The 17,025-nt window shown below is 67.9% G+C and carries 15 protein-coding genes and 1 tRNA gene; 11 read left to right on the top strand and 5 right to left on the bottom strand.

Annotated features, from left to right (window positions below):
* Positions 1–138 precede the first annotated feature (138 nt).
* Complete coding sequence (locus ACZYZ3_RS00630) at positions 139–678, top strand: hemerythrin domain-containing protein (protein ID WP_463961938.1); 540 nt, start codon at positions 139–141, stop codon at positions 676–678.
* Positions 679–687: 9 nt separating this feature from the next.
* Complete coding sequence (gene malQ / locus ACZYZ3_RS00635; RefSeq protein WP_463961939.1) at positions 688–2,859, top strand: 4-alpha-glucanotransferase; 2,172 nt, start codon at positions 688–690, stop codon at positions 2,857–2,859.
* A gap of 254 nt (positions 2,860–3,113) precedes the next feature.
* Here the strand turns inward: malQ and ACZYZ3_RS00640 are convergent, their stop codons facing one another.
* Together ACZYZ3_RS00640 and ACZYZ3_RS00645 are read right to left on the bottom strand one after the other, a co-directional pair.
* Positions 3,114–3,845 (bottom strand): neutral zinc metallopeptidase, encoded by a 732-nt coding sequence (locus tag ACZYZ3_RS00640; protein ID WP_463961940.1) that lies wholly within the window; start codon positions 3,843–3,845, stop codon positions 3,114–3,116.
* Positions 3,846–4,446: 601 nt separating this feature from the next.
* A tRNA-Leu gene (locus tag ACZYZ3_RS00645) sits at positions 4,447–4,529 on the bottom strand.
* A 163-nt stretch (positions 4,530–4,692) separates the two neighbouring features.
* Between ACZYZ3_RS00645 and ACZYZ3_RS00650 the strand changes: the two genes are divergently transcribed.
* Both ACZYZ3_RS00650 and ACZYZ3_RS00655 read left to right on the top strand, forming a co-directional pair.
* Positions 4,693–5,997 carry a M20/M25/M40 family metallo-hydrolase gene (locus ACZYZ3_RS00650; protein WP_463961941.1) on the top strand — a complete coding sequence of 435 codons (1,305 nt, stop codon included), beginning with the start codon at positions 4,693–4,695 and terminating at the stop codon, positions 5,995–5,997.
* A 20-nt stretch (positions 5,998–6,017) separates the two neighbouring features.
* The gene (locus tag ACZYZ3_RS00655; RefSeq protein ID WP_463961942.1) at positions 6,018–7,205 is read left to right on the top strand and encodes an acyl-CoA dehydrogenase family protein; all 1,188 of its coding nucleotides are present in this window, start codon (positions 6,018–6,020) and stop codon (positions 7,203–7,205) included.
* A 47-nt stretch (positions 7,206–7,252) separates the two neighbouring features.
* On the opposite strand, the gene ACZYZ3_RS00660 is transcribed toward ACZYZ3_RS00655, so the two are convergent.
* Positions 7,253–7,486: a DUF5703 family protein gene (locus tag ACZYZ3_RS00660; RefSeq protein ID WP_024366712.1), complete on the bottom strand. Its 234-nt coding sequence runs from the start codon at positions 7,484–7,486 to the stop codon at positions 7,253–7,255.
* Between the two features lie 39 nt (positions 7,487–7,525).
* Between ACZYZ3_RS00660 and ACZYZ3_RS00665 the strand changes: the two genes are divergently transcribed.
* Complete coding sequence (locus ACZYZ3_RS00665; protein ID WP_463961943.1) at positions 7,526–7,777, top strand: hypothetical protein; 252 nt, start codon at positions 7,526–7,528, stop codon at positions 7,775–7,777.
* A 33-nt stretch (positions 7,778–7,810) separates the two neighbouring features.
* Here the strand turns inward: ACZYZ3_RS00665 and ACZYZ3_RS00670 are convergent, their stop codons facing one another.
* Entirely contained in the window at positions 7,811–8,746 is a 936-nt protein-coding gene (locus ACZYZ3_RS00670; RefSeq protein WP_463961944.1) for an aldo/keto reductase, read from the bottom strand.
* A 52-nt stretch (positions 8,747–8,798) separates the two neighbouring features.
* On the opposite strand from ACZYZ3_RS00670, the gene ACZYZ3_RS00675 reads away from it, so the two are divergent.
* Positions 8,799–9,632 (top strand): undecaprenyl-diphosphate phosphatase, encoded by an 834-nt coding sequence (locus ACZYZ3_RS00675; protein ID WP_463961945.1) that lies wholly within the window; start codon positions 8,799–8,801, stop codon positions 9,630–9,632.
* A gap of 15 nt (positions 9,633–9,647) precedes the next feature.
* Positions 9,648–10,928: a cysteine--1-D-myo-inosityl 2-amino-2-deoxy-alpha-D-glucopyranoside ligase gene (mshC, locus tag ACZYZ3_RS00680; RefSeq protein ID WP_463961946.1), complete on the top strand. Its 1,281-nt coding sequence runs from the start codon at positions 9,648–9,650 to the stop codon at positions 10,926–10,928.
* Here the strand turns inward: mshC and ACZYZ3_RS00685 are convergent.
* Positions 10,925–11,830 (bottom strand): PAC2 family protein, encoded by a 906-nt coding sequence (locus tag ACZYZ3_RS00685; protein WP_463961947.1) that lies wholly within the window; start codon positions 11,828–11,830, stop codon positions 10,925–10,927. The two genes, mshC and ACZYZ3_RS00685, sit on opposite strands and share 4 nt — an antisense overlap.
* 130 nt (positions 11,831–11,960) lie before the next feature.
* Here ACZYZ3_RS00685 and ACZYZ3_RS00690 point away from each other — a divergent pair, with 130 nt between their 5' ends.
* The 4 genes from ACZYZ3_RS00690 (at position 11,961) to arc (ending at position 17,024) form a co-directional block, all read left to right on the top strand.
* Complete coding sequence (locus ACZYZ3_RS00690) at positions 11,961–12,740, top strand: HAD family hydrolase (protein ID WP_463961948.1); 780 nt, start codon at positions 11,961–11,963, stop codon at positions 12,738–12,740.
* Positions 12,733–13,941: a site-2 protease family protein gene (locus tag ACZYZ3_RS00695; protein ID WP_463961949.1), complete on the top strand. Its 1,209-nt coding sequence runs from the start codon at positions 12,733–12,735 to the stop codon at positions 13,939–13,941. Before ACZYZ3_RS00690 ends, ACZYZ3_RS00695 begins: the two co-directional genes overlap by 8 nt.
* 113 nt (positions 13,942–14,054) lie before the next feature.
* Positions 14,055–15,167 carry a tRNA (adenine-N1)-methyltransferase gene (locus ACZYZ3_RS00700; protein WP_463961950.1) on the top strand — a complete coding sequence of 371 codons (1,113 nt, stop codon included), beginning with the start codon at positions 14,055–14,057 and terminating at the stop codon, positions 15,165–15,167.
* Positions 15,168–15,248: 81 nt separating this feature from the next.
* Entirely contained in the window at positions 15,249–17,024 is a 1,776-nt protein-coding gene (arc, locus tag ACZYZ3_RS00705) for a proteasome ATPase (protein WP_463961951.1), read from the top strand.
* The last annotated feature ends 1 nt before the right edge of the window (position 17,025 follow it).

The following is a 17,025-nucleotide window of genomic DNA, read 5'->3' on the forward strand; positions in this document are numbered from 1 at the left end:
GAAAGGCCCGGTGCCCGGCCGGGTCTCCCCCGTACAGTGGGAAAGAGAGCGCTTGCCCCCTTTGGTGTGCCGGCAGCGGCACCGAGCCGGCACAAACCGTGTTCACCAGTACCCGTAACAGCGGACGTAGGAGACGTCATGGATCAGCCAGCGGCCAGCACCGTCCAGAAGAACGCCGATGATGACGCCGAGGCCCTGGCCGCGGTGGAACAGCACCATGCGGGCATGCTCAAGCGCCTCAGCGCGCTGACGGCGACCCTGGTCCGCGCCGTCCGGAGGGGTGACACCGTGGCGGAGCACGACGCCCACGAGGTCCTGGTGGAGTGGTGCGAGACCGATCTCGTCCCGCATGCGCTCGCCGAAGAGGGTCCGCTGTACAGCGCGCCCCGGAACCTGCCGCAGGGACAGTTGCTCGTGGACGGGATGCTGGCCGAGCACCAGGTGATCGTCGGACTGGTCGAGGACCTGCGGGGGTCCACCGGGGTGGACGCCGCCGTGGCGGCCGGCTCCATCCGGAACATCTTCGCCCTGCACCTGGAGAAGGAGAACCGGCTCCTGATGCCGTTCATCGTGGCCTCCCCGGAGCTGTCCCTGGCGCGCGCCGTCGAGGGCCTGCATGAACTCGTCGGCGAGGTCCACAGCCATCGACACGGTACGGGGCACGGGGGCAGCGTCTAGAGTTGCCCCATGGCTGATGGAATGAACCACAAAAACGGGCCCGGCGCGCCCACACTGCTCCGGGAACTCGCGTCCGCCCACGGCGTCGGGACCTCCTATTGGGGCTGGGACGGCGTCGAACGCTCCGTCGCGGACAGCACCCTGCGCGGCGTCCTGGCCGCGCTGGGCGTCCAGGCCGGGGAACCGGACGAGATGGAACGGTCCCTGGCTGAGGCGGGCCGGGCACCGTGGCGGCGCCTGCTGCCCCCGGTTGCCGTCGCCCGTGAAGGGCAGGAACTCCCCGTCAACGTCCACGTCCCGCACGGAAGCGCCGTCAGCGTCTGGATCATCACCGAAGACGGTGACCGGTACGAGGCAACGCAGCGGGACAACTGGGACGCGCCGGTCGACGTCGACGGCGTCCTCACCGGCCGGGCGGTGTTCGTAGTCCCGGACCGGTTGCCGCTCGGCTGGCACACCCTGCTGGCGGACAACGAGGGCACTGTGGCCCAGTGCCCGCTCATCGTCACACCGCGAAGGCTCCGAACCACCGAAGCGCTCGCCGGCCGGCGGAACTGGGGTCTGACCGCGCAGCTGTATTCCGTGCGGTCCTCCCGTTCCTGGGGCATCGGCGACTTCTCCGACCTCGCCGATCTCGCCGCCATGACCGGGCAGGAGGGCGCAGGTTTCCTGCTGGTCAACCCGCTGCACGCCGCCGAGCCCCGGCCCCCGATCGAGGACTCGCCGTACCTGCCCACCACCCGGCGTTACTTCAACCCGCTCTACCTCCGGGTGGAGGAGATCCCCGAATACGGCTACCTCGGCCCGGCCGGCCGGGCCGAAGTGGAGCGGCTGGCCAATCAACAGCACGCCGCGAACCACTCCACCGGGCTGCTGGACCGGAACTCCAGCTACCGTGCCAAACTGGCTGCCCTGGAGCTGCTCTACGGCGTCCCGCGCGACCCCGCCCGCACCGTCGCCTTCGCGGACTTCTGCGCCGGGGAGGGGCAGGGACTCGACGACTTCGCCCTGTGGTGCGCCCTGGCCGAGAAGCTGGCCCCGGACGCCCCCCAGTGGGCGGCGGAAGCCTCCTCGCCGGACACCGCCTACTGCAAGGAGCAACGCGCCCTGCTGGCCGGCCGGATCGAGTTCCACCGCTGGCTGCAGTGGCTCTGCGACGTCCAGCTCGAAGCCGCCCAGCGCTCGGCCCGGCTGTCAGGCATGGAAATCGGCGTCATCCACGACCTGGCAGTCGGAGTTAAACCCGGCGGTGCGGACGACTGGTCGCTTGCTGGAGTGCTGGCCCGGGACGTCACGGTAGGGGCCCCACCGGACATGTTCAACCAGCGGGGGCAGAACTGGACCCAGCCGCCCTGGCACCCCGGCCGCCTCGCCGAATCAGGCTACGCCGCCTACCGGGACATGCTCCGGACCGTGCTGCGCCATGCCGGCGGAATCCGGGTGGACCACATTCTGGGCCTGTTCCGGCTGTGGTGGATCCCGGCAGGAGCCGGGCCGGAACACGGCACCTACGTCTACTACGACCACGAGGCGCTGATCGGCATCCTTGCCCTTGAGGCGCAGCGGGCCGGAGCGGTCGTGATCGGCGAGGACCTGGGCGTGTTTGAGCCGTGGGTCCGGGACTATCTGGCTGAACGCGGCATCTTCGGCACGTCGATCCTCTGGTTCGAGCACGACGCCGACGGCCCTATCCCGCCGGAACGGTACCGCCAGCAGTGCCTGACCAGCGTCAACACCCACGACCTGCCCCCGACGGCCGGCTACCTGGCCGGCGAACACGTCACCCTCCGCGAGTCCCTGGGCCTGCTGCAGCGTCCGGTGGACGAGGAACGCGCCGAGGCTGCCGCCGAGCAGCAGGCGGTGCTCGGGCTCCTGCGGGAACGCGGTCTCCTGCCGGAGCCGGGGCACCAGGACGTGCAGGCCACCGTCGAGGCGCTCTACGCTTTCACCACGCTGACGCCCTCGTCCCTGCTCGGAGTCGCACTCGTTGACGCGGTGGGGGAGACCCGGACGCAGAACCAGCCCGGGACCAGCACGCAGTACCCGAACTGGCGCGTACCGCTGGCCGGTCCGCGGGGACCTGTCCTGCTTGACGCGCTTCAGGCAGATCCCGGTTTCCGCTCACTCGTCGGCACCATCCGGTCCGCGCTTCATCCTGGCGGGCAGGAGCGGCTGGGCTAGCCAGCCTGCCGGAAGTACCGGGCTATGGCAGGGCGCCGGAGTGCCCGGCTAGCCGGAAGCGATGAGGCGCATTGGCAGACCCTCCCTGGCAGCTGTCCCTGCGTCCGCACCGGCGGCGACTGGCTGTCCCGGCAGGCTCCCGATCCACGCCGCGCCGGCGTTCACCCCGAAGGATTCCCTTCTGGTAGCTTTTCCAGGAGCCGTGGACGGACAACGACCGGAAGGCCTCGGCCGTGGCGGACTTCTCAACCAGGTCATCCTGCGTAAATGGACGTATCCGGGAAGTACGAATTGCAGCCATCGAGTCCGTTCGTGTATCCCTGCGTGAAAGCGTCCACCCGGTCCTGGATCGGGCTCGCCGTTTCACCCTCACCCGGCGGGGCAACGCCCGCCAGCAAGGTACTGAAGTCGCCCAGGTCGTCGGGATACGTCAAGTTGCCCGCTTGTGCCGCGTTCGCCACCCAGGCGCCGGAAATGCAGTCCGCCTGGTTCTCGATCAGCATGTTCTGCGCCTCGGTCACCGGAGCCGGTACGCCCCATATGTTCTGGATGTGATGCCCCCATTCGTGGGCGTAGGCGACGGCGGGCGCCGCACCCCCCACACCGTTGTACAGCTGCCACAGGGCGTCCTGGCCGGCGTATATTGCCTTGTCTTCAGCGCAGTACGAGAAATCCTGGCTGGTGTACTCCTCCGGGCTGCCGTCATCCTTGACGCAGGCCGTCGGTCCGGTCAGCCCGGTCGCCGCAAAGTAGAACGACGTCGGCCGGTTCTCCACTCCGTAGATGCTGTCGAACATAGGCGCTGTCACCGCGAGCACGTGGCCAAGATAGGTCGGCATATCGGCGGGGCCATGGCAGCCGTCCTGTGCCCCTTTCGGGCAGTAGAGCCTGGCCCTGCTCGCCTCGAGTTCCTCGACGGATACCGGTGTGGCTGCGTCCAGCGCAGCGGGCGCCGGCCGGGGGGCGAGGGTGACATCCGTCGTCACGGGAGCGGGGGAGGGCGTTGCGCTGGCCTGGCCGCCAGGGGGGGCGCTTGCTCCCGTAGCCGGCGTTGATTCGCCTGCCTGGCCGCCAGGCGTGGAAGTGCACGAGGTACAAAGCAAGAGCGAGGCGAGCAGCGCGGACGCTGCGGCTGGACGACGGTGCATGGGTACTCCTAGGTGACGAGTGCGACCATGGGCGCTGCCGGTTCCAACGCGGCTCGGTGAGGTTCCCCTTCAGGGGATAAGGATAGGGCGGCCCGAACCCCATGTCCACGCCTCAGCCGGCCGGCGGGCCTTCCAGGGACGCGGTGTGTGTGTCCTCCCCGCGGCAACATCCTTGACCCGGTCCGGGGTGGCCCGGCCGGTCCGTTATCCTCCAGAACCGTCAGGACAGCCAAGCCCAGTGGAGCCTAACGCGGGCCTGAGAGGGGAACTGTCCAGGGCCTGCTGGGTGGCTCCACCATTCGGCGGGGCCGGGCTGGACGAAGACGGCAACGGGATCTGTGGAGGGAAGCACGGGACCGGCCCATTAGCCGGCCTGCCACTGGCGGCAGGGCACAAAAAGGCCCCGAAATCCATGGGATTCCAGGGCCTTTTCCTGTAGTGCGCGGAGGGGGACTTGAACCCCCACCCCCTTTCGAGGACTAGCACCTCAAGCTAGCGCGTCTGCCATTCCGCCACCCGCGCAGGTGGTATTCGGTGTACCTTTTCGCCTTTCAGCGTTTCGGTTTTCTCCGAAGCAGCGAGAAAGACTCTAGCATGAACTTTCCCGAAACAAATAATCGGGGCCTGAACGGGCATGTGGGTAGGCTGAAGCCAGCAACAGAGCCGCCGCCACGAGGAGTGACACATGACCGACATCAGGCCCGAGGACGAAGTCGTCAGGATCTGCCAGGAACTAATCCGGTTCGACACGTCCAACTATGGCGACGGTTCCGGCCCTGGGGAGCGGGCGGCCGCCGAATACACCGCCGGGCTGATGACCGAGGTGGGCCTGGATGCCGAGATCTTCGAGGCCGCCCCGGGCCGCGCCAGCGTGGTGACCAGGCTGGCCGGTGAGGACCCATCCGCCAGCGCCCTCGTGGTCCACGGGCACCTGGACGTTGTCCCCGCACTCCGTGAGCAGTGGTCGGTGGATCCCTTCGGCGCGGAACTCAAGGACGGCATGATCTGGGGCCGCGGCGCGGTGGACATGAAGGACATGGACGCCATGATCCTCTCCGTTCTGCGGAATTTCGCCCGCACGGGACGCAAACCCAAGCGGGACCTCATCTTCGCGTTCTTCGCCGATGAGGAAGCCGGCGGCACCTACGGCGCCCGCTACGCGATCGAGAAGCGGCCTGAACTCTTCGACGGCGCCACCGAGGCCATCTCCGAGGTCGGCGGCTTCTCCGCCACCATCGGCGGCCAGCGCACCTACCTGCTCCAGACCGCCGAAAAGGGCCTGTCCTGGCTGCGCCTCGTCGCCCACGGCCGCGCCGGCCACGGCTCCCAGATCAACACGGATAACGCCGTCACACGGCTGGCCAGCGCGGTGTCCCGCATCGGGGAATACCGCTGGCCGGTGGAGCTGACGCCCACCACGCGGCAGTTCCTTGACGGCGTGACGGAACTCACGGGCGTGGAATTCGATCCCGACGACCCGGACAAGATCCTCAGGGAGCTCGGCACCGTGGCCCGCTTCGTCGGCGCAACCCTGCAGAACACCACCAACCCCACCCTGCTCAAGGGCGGCTACAAGCACAATGTGATCCCCGAGTCAGCGGAGGCCCTCATCGACTGCCGGACCCTGCCCGGCCAGGAGGAGCACGTCCTCGAAATCGTCCGCGAACTCGCCGGCAAGGGTGTGGACGTGAGTTACGTCCACAACGACGTCTCGCTGGAGGTTCCGTTCGCAGGGAACCTCGTGGACTCCATGATCGACGCGCTGCACGCCGAGGACCCCGGAGCGAAAGTCCTGCCCTACACGCTGTCCGGCGGCACGGACAATAAGTCCCTGAGCCGGCTGGGCATCACCGGGTACGGCTTCGCGCCGCTCCAGCTCCCGGACGAACTGGACTTCACCGGGATGTTCCACGGCGTGGACGAACGCGTCCCCACCGACTCCCTGAAGTTCGGCGCCCGGGTGCTCGATACCCTGCTCACCAACTACTGAAATCTGAAAGACTCCGCCCCATGAGCCCTGACGATGTCCTGCACGATTACTTGCACGATGTATTGCCCGATGCCCTGCTGGAACGGATCCGCGGGCGTGCCGCCGGCTATGACCGGGACAACGCCTTCTTCGACGCGGACCTGGCCGAGCTGGCGGCGGCCGGCTACCTGAAAATCTTCGTTCCGGCGTCCGACGGCGGGCTGGGACTCGGGCTCCAAGCGGCGGCGCAGCTGCAGCGGCGGCTGGCGACGGCGGCCCCCGCCACCGCGCTGGCGATCAACATGCATCTGGTGTGGACCGGCGTCGCGCACGTCCTGGCCGCGCGGGGCGACTCGTCCCTCGGCTTCGTCCTCCGGGAGGCCGGGCAGGGTGAGATCTTCGCGTTCGGGAACTCGGAGGCGGGCAACGACTCGGTGCTCTTCGACTCCCGCACCGCTGCCGTCCCGCAAGCCGGCGGCGGGTATGCCTTCACCGGCCGCAAAATCTTCACGAGCCTCTCTCCGGCGTGGACCCGGCTGGGGATCTTCGGGAAGGACGCCGCGGCAGCGGAGGGCGCAGGGCAGCTAATTCATGGCTTCCTCACCCGGGAGACCCCCGGGTACGAGATCCTGGCCGACTGGGACACGCTGGGCATGCGGGCCAGCCAGTCGAACACGACGGTCCTGGACGGCGCGGTCGTGCCGGCAGAGCGGATCTTCCGCAGACTGCCGGTCGGCCCGAACGCGGACCCGCTCATCTTCGCCATCTTCGCCTGCTTCGAGACGCTGCTGGCCGCGGTCTACACGGGCCTCGGTGAACGGGCCCTCGCCCTGGGCGTTGAGGCGGTTAAGCGGCGGACGTCCTTCAAGAATGGCGGGCGCAGTTACGCCCAGGATCCGGACATCCGCTGGAAAGTGGCAGACGCGGCCATGGCGATGGACGCGCTGTACCCCCAACTCTCGAGCGTCGCCGCGGACGTCGACGCGCTGGCCGATCATGGCAGCCAGTGGTTCCCGAAGCTGGTCGGGCTCAAAGTCAGTGCGACGGAGACGGCCCGCACGGTCGTGGACCTGGCCATCAGGGTGTCCGGGGGATCGAGCTACTTCCGCGGTTCCGAGCTGGAACGGCTGTACCGTGACGTGCTCGCGGGAATGTTCCACCCCTCCGACGACGAATCGGCGCACAACACGGTGGCCAACGCGTGGCTGGGGCCGCTTGAGACGCCCTAGACGCGCCGCTGGTCGCCAGGACCCTGGACGGTTCGCTGGGCAGGACCCTAGACGGTGCGCTGGACCTGGGTGACCCGGCGGCGGAGCCAGAAGCGGCGGCCGCCGCCCAAATACAGCACGCTGCGCTCCAGTTCCCACTTGCCGTACTCGGAGTGTTCCACCAGCCGGCGGCGCGCTTCAGGCAGGGAATCCTCAGGACTTACCGTCAGCACGAGGTACTCGTACTGCCTCACATAGTCCCGCTCCCGCCGGACTGAACTGCTGAGAAAATGTTCCTTCATTGCTCTCCATTTTCTTCCTTTTGCGGCTAACGTGAACTCATGAGCATCGATCCGCGTGTCGCGCTTGAAGCCCTGACGGCTGCCCTGCAGGAACACCTCGCCGCTGCATCAGCACGACGGGGACCCGGGGACCCCGCGGTCGAGGCAGCGTTTTTTGCCGTTGCCGACGCCTTTGAAGTCTACGACGACTCGCTCTATGAAGCGTACGGCGAAGTGACAGGACTTGGGGTCCTGGATGACGACGAGGAAGAGGATATCGACGACGAGGAAGACCTCGAAATCCTGCAGTGACCCTGCAGTGACTTAGTCCGGCCGGGACGCCGCTCAGACGGGGCTGGACACGTCCTCCAGGGCCTGGGCGATCTGCGGCGGCAGCGCTGCCAGCGTTGAATCCAGGATCTCTTTGAGCTGCACCGGCGTGCGGGGTCCCACGACCGCCGTTGCCACACCGTGCTGGGAGAGCAGCCAGCTCAGGGAGACGTCGAGGGCTGTCCGGCCCAGCCCCTTCGCCGCCATCGCCACGGCCTCCACCACACTGGACGAGGTCCCCTCGAGGTATGGCTCGACGTAGCCGGCCAGCCGCGCATGGGCTGCCCGGGAATCCGCGGGAATGTGCCCGCGGTACTTGCCGGTCAGCACCCCGCGCCCCAGCGGACCCCAGGCCATCATGCCCAGGCCGGCGTCCTCGATGGCGGGAATGAGTTCAGCTTCGGGGGAACGGTGCAGCAGGGAGTATTCCGACTGGTTCGCGACCAGCGGGAAACCCGCGACGGCTGCGGCCTTGGCCGTCTGCCAGCCGTTGAAGTTGGAGACCCCCGCATAGCGGGCACGGCCCGAGCGGACAGCGAATTCGAGCGCGGACAGAGTCTCCTCGAGCGGGACGTTCGGGTCCCACGCCTGGGCGAACCAGAGATCCACGTAGTCGGTGCCCAGCCGGGCGAGGCTCGCATCCAGGCCGGAGAGCATCCCGCTCCGGGACGTGTCGACGCCGCGGCGGCCCTCCGACGTCGACAGGCCGGCTTTCGTGGAGATGACCACTTCGGAGCGGGCAACAACGTCGCCCAGCATTCCGCCCAGCATCGCTTCAGCCTGGCCCTCGCTGTAGGACGCGGCCGTGTCGATCAGGGTTCCGCCGCCGTCCATAAAGATGCGGAGCAGCGCCGAGGCATCCTGCTCATCGGTTTCCCGGGCCCAGGACATGGTGCCGAGGGAAAGGGAGGACACGCGCAACCCACTGTTGCCGACATAACGCTGCTGCATGTCAGCAAGCTTACGGGGGTTCGGACGCCTTCATGACGTAGGGTCTATCTACGTGAACTGGTTTGAAGCGGCCTTTCTGGGCCTTGTGCAGGGACTGACAGAATTCCTCCCCATTTCCTCAAGCGCCCATCTACGGATCGTCGGCTCCTTCCTTCCCAACGCTGCCGACCCCGGGGCCGCCTTTACGGCGATCACCCAGCTGGGCACGGAAACCGCCGTCATTGTCTACTTCTGGCGCGACATTGTGCGGATCGTTACGGCGTGGGCCGGATCGCTGACCGGCAAGGTTCCACGGCAGCACCCGGACGCCAGAATGGGCTGGCTGGTGATCCTGGGCAGCCTGCCGATCATCATCCTCGGCCTGCTGTTCCAGGACCAGATCGAGTCCGTCCTCCGCAGCCTCTGGGTCGTCGCCACCACGCTGATTGTCTTCGGCATGATCCTCGCCGTCGCTGACGCCGTCGGACGCCAGGAACGCGAGCTGACCCAGCTGACCTATAAACATGGCCTCTTCTACGGCCTGGCCCAGGCCATGGCCCTGATTCCGGGGGTCTCGCGCTCCGGCGGCACGATCACCGCCGGCCTGCTGATGGGCTACACCCGCGAAGCGGCGGCCCGCTATTCCTTCCTGCTGGCCATCCCGGCCGTGTTCGGCAGCGGCCTGTTCCAGCTCTACAAAGTGGTCTCCGCGGACGGCATCACCGGCCCCTACAGCCTCCCGGAAACGGCGCTGGCCACTGCCGTCGCCTTTGCGGTGGGCTATATCATCATCGGCTGGTTCCTGAAGTACGTCTCGACCCACGGCTACCGGCTCTTCGTCTGGTACCGCATTCTCCTGGGCCTGGCACTGTACGTGCTGCTCGGTTTTAACGTCATCAGCGCCTAGCACTAGGCTTGGACTGTGAAGTCTTGGATCTCCCGCCCCGTTCCCCAGCTCCCTGGCAGCATGCCTGCCCTCCGCCTCTTCGACACCGCCAAGGGCGGCGTTGTCACCCTCGGGGCAGCGGGCGAACAATCGATGTATGCCTGCGGAATCACCCCGTATGACGCCACGCACATGGGCCACGCGGCCAGCTACGTCGCATTCGACCTGCTCAACCGCGCCTGGCGGGACGGCCGCCAGCAGGTCTCCTACGTCCAGAACGTCACCGATGTCGACGACCCCCTGCTGGAGCGCGCGGCCGCCACGGGCGTGGACTGGCGCGATCTCGCCGCCAGCCAGATCGAGCTCTTCCAGACAGACATGGAAGCCCTCAACGTGCTCGCCCCGGACCACTACGTGGGTGCGGTGGAAGCCATTCCGCTGATTGTTCCCGCGATCAAACGCCTGGTGGAGCGGGGTCTGGCCTACCGGGTGGCCGGCACCGACGGCGAACCGGACGGGGACGTCTATTACGACGTCGAAGCGGCCGGCAAGCACTCCGCCGAGGCCACGGACGCCTGGACCCTCGGCGCCATCTCCGGACTGTCCGACGCGGAGATGCTCGAGCTTTTTGCCGAACGCGGCGGAGACCCCGGCCGGGCCGGCAAGCGCCAGGCGCTGGACCCCCTGCTCTGGCGGGTTGCCCGCGAGGGCGAACCGAGCTGGCCCGGCGGCGGGCTGGGCGAGGGGCGGCCAGGCTGGCACATCGAATGCACCGTCATCGCCCAGAAGTACCTGCCCGCACCGTTCACCGTGCAGGGCGGCGGCTCGGACCTGATCTTCCCGCACCACGAAATGGGCGCCGGGCATGCCTATTCCCTGACCGGTGTGCCGCTGGCACAACACTTTGCCCACGCCGGCATGGTGGGGCTCGACGGCGAGAAGATGAGCAAGTCCAAGGGAAACCTGGTCCTGGTTTCCAGACTCCGCGCCGCCGGCGAGGACCCGGCCGCGATCCGGCTGGCCATCCTGGCCCACCACTACCGCAGCGACTGGTCCTGGACCGAGGCCGGCTTTGCCCAGGCGAAGGAACGGCTCCGCGCCTGGCGGGCTGCCCTCGATACGGCCCCCGCAGGCTCAGCCGCCGGGCTGGTGTCCCGGCTGCGCGCCGAACTCGCGAGCGATTTGAACGCCCCCGGCGCTGTCGCCGCCATGGACGAGTGGGCAGCGGCGGCACTCCAGGCGGCCCAGGCCGGGTCCGCCCCGGACGCCGCCCTGGCGGCCGACGCCGTCAACGCCCTGCTGGGCGTCGAGCTCTAGGGCTTGTCCTTGCCTCGGCGTTTGAGGTAGCGCTCGAATTCCCGGGCGATCGACTCGCCGCTGGCCTCCGGGAGGTCGGCGGTGTCCTTCGCTTCCTCCAGCTGGCGCACATACGCCGCGATCTCGGGGTCCTCGGTGGCCAGCTCGTCAACGCCGCGTTCCCAGGCGTCGGACTCCTCGACGAGGTCCTGGGTGTCGAGCGGAACCTGCAGGAGCTCCTCGACCCGGTGCAGCAGCGCGAGCTGTGCCTTGGGGGAGGGAGCCTGCGCCACGTAGTGCGGCACCGCGGCCCAGAGTGAGACCGTGGGCAGCCCGGCCAGCAGCGCCACCTCGGCGAGGACCCCCACGATCCCCACGGGCCCCTCGTACTGCGAGGCCTCGAGGTCCATCCGCTCACGTAGCGCAGGGTCATCCGTCGACGTGCTCACCGGGATCGGCCGGCTGTGCGGGACGTCGGCGAGCAGGGCGCCGACAAGGATGACGTAGTCCACACGGAGTGCCTCGGCGTGGACCAGCAGTTCGGCGGTGTAGGCCCGCCATTTGTACGACGGCTCGGTGCCCTGGACGAAAATAACGTCCACGTTGGAATCGGGAACGCTGGCTTTGAAAATACGGGTTGAGGGCCACTTGATCTTCCGCTCACCGGAGGACGTGCGGCGGATCGTGGGCCGGGTGAACTGGAAGTCGTAGTACTCGTCGGCGTCAACCGAACCGACTTTCTTGCCGCCCCAGAGCTTGTTGAGGTAGCGCAATGCGTCGCTCGCAGCCTCCCCGGCGTCGTTCCAGCCTTCAAAGGCGGCGAGCATCACCGTGATGCGCCGGCCCTCGGGTACAGGCTGCAGCAGCCGTTCCGGCTCGGGCACGTCGCCCGTTTCCGCGGGGTCTACCTCGAAGCTATTCATCCCTTCACCCTACGTCCAAGGACCGGGCCCCCGCAGGGAATGAAGCGCCGGAAATCGGCGGCCTGCGGCCCATATTCGCCGTAGGCGTAGTATCAGGGCCTTCACAGGGCCGCCCCGTAGACTGGAACGCATGCAATCCTCAGCTCCCCAGCCCCTGCTCAAAGCCGCGCTCTGGGACATGGATGGCACCATTGTGGACACCGAGCCGTACTGGATCGAGGCCGAGCACGCTCTGGTGGCTGCCCACGGCGGGCAGTGGTCCCATGAGAAGGCCATGCAGCTGGTGGGCCAGTCGCTGGTCTTCTCCGCGGGCATCCTGCAGGAGGCCGGGGTGGCGCTGGAGCGCCGGGAAATCATCGACATCCTGACCGCCCACGTCATCCGCCAGGTCCGCACCGCCGTGCCGTGGCGGCCCGGGGCCCGCGAACTGCTGGAGGAGCTCCACACCTCGGGGATCCGCTGCGCCCTGGTGACGATGTCCGAGGCCCCGCTGGCCCGCGAGATCGTGGCCAGCCTGCCCGGGCCCTACTTTGACTTCCTCGTCACCGGCGACACCGTCACGCAGGGCAAGCCACACCCCGAGGCTTACCTCACGGCGGTCGGACTGCTGCAGGAACAGGACCCGGACCTCGGACTGCATCACTGCATCGCGCTTGAAGACTCCGAGCCGGGCGTGGCGGCCGCCGTCGCCTCCGGCGTGCTGACCGTCGCCATACCGCATATCATGCCGCTGCCGCATAATCCGCGCCACGCCGTGTGGGACACCCTGGCGGGGCGCACCGTTGCCGATCTCGAAGAGCTGGTCGCCCTGCGCCACGAATTCCCGGACGCTACTTTCGGCCTGGCCGCCGGCGCCGTCCCCGGCGGCCGGCCGGAACCCAGCGCGGCAAAGGTGCCGGTCCATGACTGACACCGACACCCGCGGCCGCAGCGGGCAGGATCCGCAGAAGCAGGGCCGCAAGGAAGGAATCCTGCTGGGGCGGATCGCCGGCATCCCGGTGATCCTCGCCTATTCGTGGTTCATCATTGCCGCCTTCACGGTGGCTGTCTACGGCCCCGTGCTGCAGGCGAACAACCCCTACCTTGGCATCGGCGCCTACTTCGTCGCGTTCGCCTACGCGCTCCTGCTGCTGATCTCCGTATTGGTGCATGAGCTCGCGCACGCGCTGACCGCGAAGATCTACCGCTGGCCCAGCGAAAAGATCGTCCTCAACCTCTGGGGCGGCCACACCCAGTTTGAGAGCTTCACGGCATCGCCCGGGCGGTCCGTCCTCGTTGCGATGGCGGGCCCGGCCGCCAACTTTGTCCTCGCCGCCGGCGGCTGGCTCCTGCTGACGGCCGGCGACCTCACCGGCGTCGCGGGGATCCTGGCCAACATCTTCGTCTGGGCAAATCTGCTGATCGGCATCTTCAACGTCCTGCCGGGGCTGCCGCTGGACGGCGGCCGCCTCGTTGAATCCGCCGTCTGGAAACTGACCGGCAGCCAGGAAAAGGGCACCATGGCGGCCGGCTGGGGCGGGCGGATCATCGTGATCGCCCTCGTGGCCTGGTTCGTGGTCCTGCCCGTCCTCAGCGGTGACCGGCCGGACATCTCCCTGATGCTGATCACGGTCCTCGTCGGCAGCTTCCTTTGGATGGGAGCCACCGCCTCCATCGAGCAGGCCCGGCTGCGGAGCCGGCTGCCGCTCGTGGAAGCCGGTGCGCTGGCCGAACCGGCAGTGGGCATGCCGGAAGGCGCGTCGGTGGCCGAAGTGCTGGCGCTGGCCCCGGATCCCGCCACGGGGACGAGTCCCGCCGTCGTGCTCTACCGCCCGGACGGGCGGCCGGCTGCCGTGGTCGACGCCGGGGCCGTCGCCACGGTCTCCGCGGCCGCCGCCGCCACGACGCCCCTCACGGCCGTGTCCTACGCCCTCGGGGACGGTGCCTACGTGCCGGAGTGGTCCAAAGGACAGGAACTGATCCAGTACCTGGCCCAACTCGACGGCCTGGAATACGCCGTCGTCGACCGCGACGGAACCGTAACCGGCCTGCTGCGCCAGTCCGCGGTCCTCGGCGCCCTGACAGGCAGGAATCCCGGGTCCGGCAAGCGGATGTTCGGGCAAAGCCGGTAGAGTTACCTGCCGGTCGTGTATTTCCGGCCTGGGCGCACGGCCCTGGGCGCGAGCAGCCGGACCGCCGGCAATTTCCGCGGCCACACAGCTTTACAGGAGCGAGGAACACTTTCATGAGCAGCGACACCGCCGCCAGCACCAGCCCCGACGACGCCGGCACACCCGACGCGGCCGGCAGAGCGGCCAACAGCACCGACGCCCCGGCGACCAGCCCGGCACGTGCCGGCGGCGCTCCCGTCGGCGCCGCCCGCCGCCGCGGACCGTTCCGGGAGGGCGAACGCGTCCAGCTCACCGACGAGCGCGGACGCATGAACACGATCAGCCTCGAAGCCGGCGGCGCCTTCCACACGCACCGCGGCTTCCTGAACCACGACGAGATCATCGGCAGGCCGGACGGCTCCGTGGTGGTCAACAACGTCGGCCAGCAGTACCAGACGCTCCGCCCGCTGCTCTCGGACTTCGTCCTCTCGATGCCCCGCGGCGCGGCAGTCGTCTACCCCAAGGACGCCGGCCAGATCGTCACCATGGCGGACATCTTCCCCGGCGCACGCGTCGTCGAGGCCGGCGTCGGCTCCGGCGCCCTGTCCATCTCGCTGCTCCGCGCGGTCGGCGACAACGGCTACCTGCACTCCTTCGAGCGCCGGGAAGAATTCGCCGACATCGCCCGCGGCAACGTCGAGACGATCTTCGGCGGCCCGCATCCGGCCTGGCAGATCTCCATTGGGGATTTCCAGGAGGAAGTCGTCCGCACCGAGAAGCCCGGGTCCGTGGACCGCGTGGTCCTGGACATGCTGGCCCCATGGGAATGCCTCGACGCGGTGGCCACCGTGCTGGCCCCCGGCGGTGTGTGGATCAACTACGTCGCCACGGTGACGCAGCTGTCCCGGACCGCGGAGGCCATCCGCGCCGACGGCCGCTTCACCGAACCCGACGCCTGGGAATCCATGGTCCGCGGCTGGCACCTCGAGGGCCTGGCGGTCCGTCCGGACCACCGGATGGTCGCGCACACCGGCTTTCTGCTGGTAACCCGGCGGCTGGCCGACGGCGTCACGGGCATCTCCATGAAACGACGCCCGTCCAAGACCGACTTCAAGGAAGAGGACGTCAACGCCTGGACGCCCGGTGCGGTGGGGGAGCGCGCCGTCTCGGACAAAAAACTGCGCCGGGCCGCCCGCGACGCCATTGCCGGAACCAATGTCAAGGACGATCCGGATATTACAAACTAGTCCGTATTTCGGAATCTTCAGCGGGGTCCGGCTTCTTGGGGCTAATGTCTTAATAGAAGCGTAGGAAGGGGCTGATGCACGATGGAGACTCCGAACACCGATCCGGGCCAGACACCGGCAGAGGATGCGGCCGCATCCGCGGGGCAGGCGCACACCGTCAGCGAGCTGTCCGTCGCCGAGCGGCAGGTCAATATCCTCCGGGACAAACTCCGGCATATTGACCGCCAGCTCGCCGCCGCGACGCAAAACAACTCCAAGCTCGTGGGCATGCTGGAAACCGCGAAAGCGGAGATCCTCCGGCTCAAGAATGCCCTCGAGCAGGAGGGCCAGCCGCCGTACAGCTTCGGCACCGTGCTGCAGCTGAACCTTAAACGCCACCCCTCCGCCGGCAACGGCGGCCAGGCCGCGACCGAGGAATCGGTCGACATTTTCAACGCGGGCCGCAAAATGCGCGTCGGGATCAGCCCACTGGTCAACATGAACCAGCTGGCAGTCGGCCAGGAAGTCCTCCTCAACGAGGGGCTGATGGTGGTAGCCGGCCTGGGCTACGAACGGGCCGGGGACTTGGTCACGCTGAAGGAAATGCTGGGCACGGACCGTGCCCTGGTCGTCGGCCGGGCGGACGAGGAACGTGTCATCCGGCTCTCGGGCGCCCTGCTCTCGCAAAAGCTCCGGGTCGGAGACGCCCTCTCGATCGACTCCCGCACCGGCTACGCACTCGAAAAGGTCCCGCGCTCCGAGGTGGAGAACCTCGTCCTCGAGGAAGTCCCGGACATCACCTACCAGGACATCGGCGGACTGGGACCGCAGATCGAACAGATCCGCGACGCCGTGGAGCTGCCGTTCCTGCATCCGGACCTGTACCGCGAACACGGGCTCAAGGCCCCGAAGGGCATCCTGCTCTATGGCCCGCCGGGCTGCGGCAAGACGCTCATCGCCAAGGCGGTCGCCAACTCCCTCGCCGCCCGGGCCGCCGAACGCACCGGCAAAACGGACATGAAGAGTTACTTCCTGAACATCAAGGGACCGGAGCTGCTGGACAAGTACGTCGGCGAGACCGAACGGCACATCCGGCTGATCTTCGCCCGCGCCCGGGAGAAGGCCTCCGAGGGCAGCCCGGTGGTGGTGTTCTTCGACGAAATGGACTCGCTATTCCGCACCCGCGGCACCGGCATCTCCTCTGACGTCGAAACGACCATCGTCCCGCAGCTGCTCAGCGAGATTGACGGCGTCGAGCGGCTCGACAACGTGATCGTGATCGGCGCCTCCAACCGTGAGGACATGATCGACCCGGCCATCCTGCGGCCGGGCCGGCTGGACGTCAAGGTCAAGATCCACCGTCCCGACGCTGAGGCCGCGGCGGACATCTTCAACAAGTACATCACCGCCGACCTTCCCTTCCACGAGTCCGACCTCGCCGAGCACCACGGCGATGTGCAGGCCACCGTTGACGCGATGGTCCAGCGAACTGTCGAGGCCATGTACTCCACCGACAAGTCCAACGAATACCTCGAGGTCACCTACGCCAACGGCGACACCGAAATGCTCTACTTCAAGGACTTCAACTCCGGCGCCGTGGTGCAGAACGTCGTGGACCGGGCCAAGAAGTACGCCATCAAGGACTTGCTCACCGTTGGCCAGAAAGGCATCCGGATCGACCACCTGCTGCGCGCCGTCGTCGACGAATTCCGCGAGCACGAGGACATGCCCAACACCACCAACCCCGACGACTGGGCACGGATCTCGGGCAAGAAGGGCGAGCGCATCACCTACATCCGCACCATCGTCCAAGGCAAGGCCGGGCAGGAACCCGGCAAGTCCATCGAAACGATGCCGAGCACAGGCCAGTACCTGTGAC

The organism is Pseudarthrobacter linnaei (assembly GCF_055412825.1).